The sequence below is a fragment of the Sphingopyxis sp. genome (assembly GCF_036402335.1).
Classification (GTDB): Bacteria; Pseudomonadota; Alphaproteobacteria; order Sphingomonadales; family Sphingomonadaceae; genus Sphingopyxis.
Window position 1 is genome coordinate 1 of the sequence record NZ_DASWTD010000082.1, and the last position, 6,701, is coordinate 6,701.

Genomic DNA, 6,701 nt, shown 5'->3' on the forward strand with positions numbered 1-6,701 from the left:
ATCAGGGTGCCATGCTCGATCACCCTGACGCCCGCCTCTACCGAGCGGCGGACGCCGCTCGCCGGGTGACAATGCGACGAGACATAGGTCCGTCGCTCCTCGCATTCGCGAACGATGGCCCGTATCTCGTCGTCGCGGTACTGGTTCATCCAGATGGGATCGAGGGGCGAGGTCACGCCCCCCGACCCCATGATCTTGATGCAATGGGCGCCGCGCCGGAGCTCTTCGCGCGCCGCCTTGATGCACCCATCGATGCCGTCGGCGATCACGCTCATCGTGCCGACCACGCTGCATGAGCAGGCTCCGAATTCATGCTCGCTATCGTGCATGTCCCGAAAATCGCCGTGCCCTCCCGTCATCGAGAGGATTTTGCCGGCATAGAAAAAGCGTGGCCCCTCGATGATCTTGTCTTTGAGAGCCTTGGCCAAACTCCAGTCGCCCCCGCCGATATCGCGCATCGTCGTGAAGCCGCAATGGAGGCCGTGGCGCAGCATGCGCCCGGCGTGAAGAGCGTTATAGGGTGTCCCGACTTTTTCGAGCTGCGTCAGGTCGACATCGGCGGTGTAGGCATGGGTGTGAAGATCGATGAGTCCGGGCATCAGCGTCTTTCCGCCGACGTCGATAAGCTGGGCATCCGGTGCACGGATTTCCTTTTCGGAGACTTCGCGAATGTGACTGCCGTCGATCAGGACAGACATGCCTTCGGCGCATTCCTCGTTCATTCCGTCGAAGATGCGGGCATTTGTCAGCAGCAGCGTCACATAAGGTCTCCTGTTCGGGCGGCGACCGCATCACGTCGGCAGTCGTCGCGCTTGGACAAGAATTTCAAACGCCGCCCGCCATGTCAACATGCATTATTGCATTTTAATATCCAAAAAATCGCTGATATTATGCAAATTTCATTAAATTCACCGGTAAAAAATCTTGCATTCGCGTCTAATAGAATACAGATATGCATGTACGGCAAGTGTCGGACTCGATGGGAGTGCGTGGAGAGGTTATGGACATTCCGAATGACAACCGGGCCTATACGGCGCTCGGAGAGCGATTTGGAACGGTCGGCCGGCTGGGTGCCGCCCGCGCGACCCTGTTCTGGGACAGCCAGACACATATGCCCCCCGGAGCCGCCTGGAGCCGAAGCGAGCAAATGGCAGCGATCGACGCGACCTGCACCGACCTCATCGCTTCGCCCGAAACAGAAGAGCTGCTTGAGACTGCGGCTGCGGCGGCGGGCGCGCTGGAGCCGGTCGAGCGCACCAATCTCGGCGAGATGCGGCGCATCTGGCGTCACAGCACCGCGGTTCCCAAGGAGCTGATGCTCGAAAGGTCGCGCCGGGTTTCTGCCATCCAGCCGATCTGGCTCGCGGCCAAGCAGTCCAATGATTTCGCACCTTTCGGCGCTGCCTTCGAGGAGCTCATGCCGATCTACCGCGAGGTGGCGCAGGCGAAGGGAGAAGCTTTGGGGCTCAGCCCCTTCGACGCGCTGATGGACGAGTTCGATCCGGGGCTGAGCACGCAGATCGTCGATCCCATTTTCGCGGATCTGGAGCACTTTCTCCCGGCGCTTCTCGCCGACGTCATCGAGCGTCAGAAAAGCTGGCCGGACCCGATCCCTTTCGAGGGCGATTTCTCGGCGGACCGGCAGCGCGAACTTTCCTACAAGCTGGTCGAGGCCATCGGGCACGATCTTGCGCATGTCCGCATCGACGCGGCTCCGCACCCCTTTGCGCTGGCGGGGTCGCCGGGCGACAACCGCATCACCACGCGGTTCGACGCAGACAATGTGCGTTACGCGATTCTCGCGACGCTGCACGAGGCGGGCCATTCGCTGTACGAAGCGGGGCTCCCGCGCGAGCATGCCTTCACCCCGGTCGGGCAGGCGCGCGGGGCGACCACCCATGAGAGCCAGTCGACGATGGTCGAGATGCAGGCGGGCCGTAGCCGCGAGTTCCTGTCGTGGCTTGCTCCGCAGTGCGAGGCAGCTTTCGGCGGTGATCCCGATTGCTGGACTGCCTCCAATCTTCTCAACACCTATCGGCGCGTGGGGAGCGGATTCATCCGGGTCGAGGCCGACGAGATTTCGTACCCGCTCCACATCATCCTCCGGTATCGCATCGAGCAGGCCCTGCTTCGCGACGATCTCAAGGTCGCGGACCTGCCGGCCGCCTGGTCCGCGATGTCTGAAGCGATGTTCGGACGCCGGCCTCCCGATCACGCGACGGGCTGCCTCCAGGACATGCATTGGGCTGTCGGCCTATTCGGCTATTTCCCGAATTATGCGCTCGGCGTGAGCCTCGCGGCACAGCTTTTCGAGCAGGCGGTGAAGGACGATCCGGCTGTCCTCGCACATCTGGCCGAGGGCGACTTCGCGCCCTATCGCGCGTGGGTTGGCCCGCGTATTCACGCCAAGGCGAGCCAGATGCCGTTCAACGAACTGGTCGCCGAGGCGACCGGCGCGCCCTTGTCGGCATCTGCGCTCGAGCGTCATCTGCGAGCGCGATATCTGGGTGAGGATATGCCCTGAGGCTCGGCATGGCCATGCATCGGGGCCTCCTTGCCAAGCCACAATGAATGCCGTCGGTCGTCACGAAGCATGACGCCTTGAAAATGAACGGATCAGCTATGCAATTCGATACGCGCAACATAAACCTCGCTCTCAAGGTGATCGACGAGGTCACTGCGGAGCGCGGCAAATCACCCTTCGCGGTGCTCGCACAAGGCATCATGCCGACGCGCTTGCCCGATCTGGGATATGACGAGGCCGTCCGCGTCGCGACGCTTGGAAGCGACCTGCTCAAACGGGCGGACGCGGTCGATGCAGCGGCCCTGCCCGGCGATCTCGGCCTGACCTTCGAGATCGCGCGCGGGCAGGCGAAGCTCTGGTCGCGCTGCAGCGACTGGTATTGGCTGATAATCGACGCCTCCTTCCCGGTCGCCTTCCTGCCGACGGTCTATGGCGGCGGATATCTTCTCAACACCCTGAAATCTATCTTCTCCGCCCTCGAGGTGAAATCGCGCGGCGACCAGCATCGCTATCTCGCGCTGGTCCATGATTATGCGCGGCTGGTGTCGCAAATGGAGGAACGCACGCGCGGCCAGGCCGAGCGCGGCATTTTCATCCCGAAGGCGCAACTCAAGCATTGCGGCCCGCTGATGCGGAATTCGCGGGCGGCTGCAATCGACGATCTGGCGATGCCCCCCGACCGCGTGAGCGGCCCCGGCTCGGAAGATTTCGCCGCGCACCTGCAGGCCGCGCTCGATACGGCGGTGCTGCCCGCATTCGACTCGCTCATCGCCTATCTCGAGGATCCCGCCTATGCGGCCAATGCGCCCGATACCGTCGGGCTAAGCCAGTATCCGGGCGGAGCCGAAGTCTATGCCGAGCTGGTGCATTTGCACACCACGCTCGAGCTTACGCCCGAGGAAGTCCACGCACGCGGGCATGAACGCATGCGCGAGGTCAGGACCCGGATGCAGGCGCTGCTGGACGAGATGGCGTTCGAGGGCGATCCCCAGGCCTATCTCGAAGTGTTGACGACCAATCCGACGTGGCGGGCGGACACGCCCGAGGGCATCGCGGACGTCTTCCAGCGGTACATCGACCGGATGGCGCCGAAGATCGAAGCGGTGTTCCGGTTCAAACCCAGGGCGGCCTATGGCGTTCGGCCTCTCGCACCCGAGCTGACCGGCTCGATGACATTCGGCTATTATTCGATGCCGTCGCCGCACCAGCCCGACGGTCGCTACCTGTTCAATGCCGTCAACCTGTCGCAGGCACCGCTGCTCAACATCGGTGCGCTCACCTATCATGAACTCGTCCCCGGACACCATTTTCACATCGCCTCGCAGAATGAGAATGACGAGCTTCATGAACTGCGCAAGAAGTCGAGCTTCTCCTCGTTCAACGAAGGCTGGGCCGAATATGCGGCGACGCTCGCCGGCGAACTCGGGATGTATGAGGAGCCTGCGGAGAAATTCGGGCGGCTGATGATGGATGCGTTTCTGACATGCCGGCTCGTGGTCGATACCGGGATGAATGCGCTGGGCTGGCCCCTTGAGCAGGCTCGCGAATATATGCGGGACCATAGCTTCATGTCGGAGCGCGAGATCGAATCCGAAACGCTCCGCTACTCGTGCGGCATCCCGGGGCAGTCGCTCGCCTACAAGCTTGGCGACACCTTCCTCCTCGATCAGCGTGAGCGGATGAAAGCGGCGCTCGGCGACCGCTTCGACATCCGCGACTTCCACGACCTGGTGTTGAAGCCGGGCGGGTTGCCTTTGCCCTTGGTAGCGCGGAATGTGGATGCAGCGATCGGCTGATGGGCATATGCCCGGTATCCGCACTCCCACTTCTAATCTCACCCACCCGCAAGGGCCGAATGCAAGCCACCTGATGACACGGAAAGAAGAAGCATGAAGGTCGCTGTCCTTGGCAGCGGCGTCATCGGCGTTACGTCCGCCTGGTATCTCGCCGAGGCCGGGCATGAGGTCGTCGTCATCGACCGCCAGCCCGGACCCGCACTCGAGACAAGCTTTGCCAATGCGGGCGAAATCTCTCCGGGTTACGCTTCGCCATGGGCCGCGCCTGGCATTCCGCAAAAGGCGATCCGGTGGCTAATGATGCGGCATGCGCCGCTGATCCTCCAGCCGGCTATCGATCGCGAGATGCTCGGCTGGCTGTTCGCGATGCTGCGCAACTGCACGGGCGCACGCTATGCGATCAACAAGGCGCGAATGGTGCGGCTTGCCGAATATAGCCGCGACCGGCTCATCGCGCTACGCGCCGATACCGGCATCGCCTATGACGAGCGGAAGCAAGGCACGCTGCAGCTGTTCCGGACGCAGAAGCAGCTCGACGGGACCGCCAAGGATATCGCGGTCCTGCGTGTCGGCGGCGTTCCGTTCGAACTGCTCGACCGCGAAGGCTGCATCACGGTGGAGCCTGGGCTCGCCGCGGCGCGCGAGAAGATCGTCGGCGGTCTCCGTCTTCCCGGCGACGAGACCGGCGACTGCTTCAAGTTCACCGGCGCGCTCGCCGCCATGGCCGCCGAACGCGGCGCCCGGTTCCGTTATGGTGAAGCGATCCGGTCATTGGCAATCGACGGCGCGCGCATCGTCGGCGTCGAAACCGACCGCGGCCGGATCACCGCCGACCGCTATGTCATGGCGCTCGGCAGCCATTCGGCGGCGATGCTGCGACCGCTGGGCCTTCGCCTGCCCGTCTATCCGGTGAAGGGTTATTCGATCACCGTCCCGATCGTCGACGCGGCGCGCGCGCCCGAATCGACGTTGATGGACGAAAGCTACAAGATCGCGATCACGCGGCTCGGCGAGCGCATTCGCGTTGGCGGGATGGCGGAAATTTCGGGATATAACAACGCGCTCCCCGAGCGCCGCCGCGCCACGCTCGTCCACTCGCTCACCGACCTCTTCGCGGGCGCCGGCGACATCGATGCCGCCAGCTACTGGTCCGGACTGCGGCCGATGACGCCCGACGGTACGCCCGTCATCGGGGCGACGCCCTATGACAATCTCTTCCTCAATACGGGGCACGGAACGCTCGGCTGGACGATGGCGTGCGGGTCGGGCCGGCTGATTGCCGATCTGATCAGCGGCCGCGCACCCGACATCGAGGCTGAAGATCTTTCCATCGCGCGTTATGGCGTGCGCTGAGTTTGCGCTCACCAAATGAAAGGAAAAACATGACGATCACTCGCATCCAGTCCGGCGCGCGCATGAGCCAGGCCGTTGTCCATGGCGACACAATCTATCTCGCAGGCCAGGTTGGCGCCCCTGGCGAAAGCGTCGCGAACCAGACGCAGGCGATCCTCGGCCAGATCGAGGCGCTGCTCGCCGAAGCCGGCTCGGAAAAGGCAAAGATCCTGTCAGCGACGATCTGGCTCGCGGACATGGCGGATTTCGCCGAAATGAACGCGGTCTGGGACAAATGGGTCGATGGGAAGGATGCGCCTGCCCGCGCGACCGGCGAAGCCAGGCTTGCGGCGCCCGCTTACAAGGTAGAGATCATCGTCATCGCTGCGCGCTGACGAGCTATTCCCAAGTGGAGCCGAGCCTGTATCGAAGTTGCTTTCGATCTGACCGCAATCGGACAGCAGGCGTCTGACCTGCAGTCGGGACGAGCAGACGCACACCGACGCCAGACATTCGGTGAATATAAAGATGGAGCAGGTTTCCCATGCCGATCGAGATCGATCCCTTTCATGCCATTGCCGTCAGCCGGCTCGCGCATCAGTTGCGGGCCGAAGGACGGTCGGTGATCCACATGGAGTTCGGCCAGCCCTCGACCGGCGCCCCGGCGGCGGCGATCAGGGCGGCGCACGATATCCTCGATACCGACGGCATGGGCTACTGGGAAAGCCCGGGACTGAAAGCGCGGATCGCGGCACATTATGACGAAGCCTATGGGGTAGCGGTCGATCCAGAACAGGTCATCCTAACCTGCGGCGCTTCGCCGGCGCTGGTCCTTGCTCTTTCCTGCCTGTTTTCTCCCGGCGCGCGCGTCGCCTTGGCGAGACCCGGCTATGTTGCCTATAGAAACACGCTGAAGGCGCTTCATCTCGAGCCGGTGGAACTCGCCTGCGGCGAAGCCGAGCGGTTCCAGATCACTGCCGAGGCCGTCGAGCGCATGGAGCCCGCCCCGGACGGGCTGATCGTCGCCAGTCCGGCCAACCCTACGGGCA

General features: G+C 63.3%; 6 protein-coding genes. 5 read left to right on the top strand and 1 reads right to left on the bottom strand.

The genetic code is table 11. The annotated features are described in order from the left end of the window. On the bottom strand, positions 1-761 hold a 761-nt coding region (locus tag VGD20_RS02480), incomplete at its 3' end, for an amidohydrolase family protein (RefSeq protein WP_331132939.1). 239 nt (positions 762-1,000) lie between these two features. Between VGD20_RS02480 and VGD20_RS02485 the strand changes: the two genes are divergently transcribed. The 5 genes from VGD20_RS02485 to VGD20_RS02505 form a co-directional block, all read left to right on the top strand. Continuing rightward, positions 1,001-2,524: a carboxypeptidase M32 gene (locus VGD20_RS02485; RefSeq protein WP_331132940.1), complete on the top strand. Its 1,524-nt coding sequence runs from the start codon at positions 1,001-1,003 to the stop codon at positions 2,522-2,524. 98 nt (positions 2,525-2,622) lie between these two features. Continuing rightward, positions 2,623-4,320, top strand: a complete 1,698-nt coding sequence (locus VGD20_RS02490; RefSeq protein ID WP_331132941.1) for a DUF885 domain-containing protein — start codon at positions 2,623-2,625, stop codon at positions 4,318-4,320. Between the two features lie 93 nt (positions 4,321-4,413). Next, positions 4,414-5,673 (top strand): D-amino acid dehydrogenase, encoded by a 1,260-nt coding sequence (locus VGD20_RS02495; protein ID WP_331132942.1) that lies wholly within the window; start codon positions 4,414-4,416, stop codon positions 5,671-5,673. 29 nt (positions 5,674-5,702) lie between these two features. After that, positions 5,703-6,047: a RidA family protein gene (locus VGD20_RS02500; RefSeq protein WP_331132943.1), complete on the top strand. Its 345-nt coding sequence runs from the start codon at positions 5,703-5,705 to the stop codon at positions 6,045-6,047. Between the two features lie 149 nt (positions 6,048-6,196). Beyond that, positions 6,197-6,701 (top strand): aminotransferase class I/II-fold pyridoxal phosphate-dependent enzyme (locus VGD20_RS02505; RefSeq protein ID WP_331132944.1); only part of this gene is annotated, 505 nt, incomplete at its 3' end.

Bases quoted from the DNA above. Each gene is read 5' to 3' on its own strand.
- VGD20_RS02485 (WP_331132940.1), top strand. From the start codon at position 1,001: ATGGACATTCCGAATGACAACCGGGCCTATACGGCGCTCGGAGAGCGA.
- VGD20_RS02490 (WP_331132941.1), top strand. From the start codon at position 2,623: ATGCAATTCGATACGCGCAACATAAACCTCGCTCTCAAGGTGATCGAC.
- VGD20_RS02495 (WP_331132942.1), top strand. From the start codon at position 4,414: ATGAAGGTCGCTGTCCTTGGCAGCGGCGTCATCGGCGTTACGTCCGCC.
- VGD20_RS02500 (WP_331132943.1), top strand. From the start codon at position 5,703: ATGACGATCACTCGCATCCAGTCCGGCGCGCGCATGAGCCAGGCCGTT.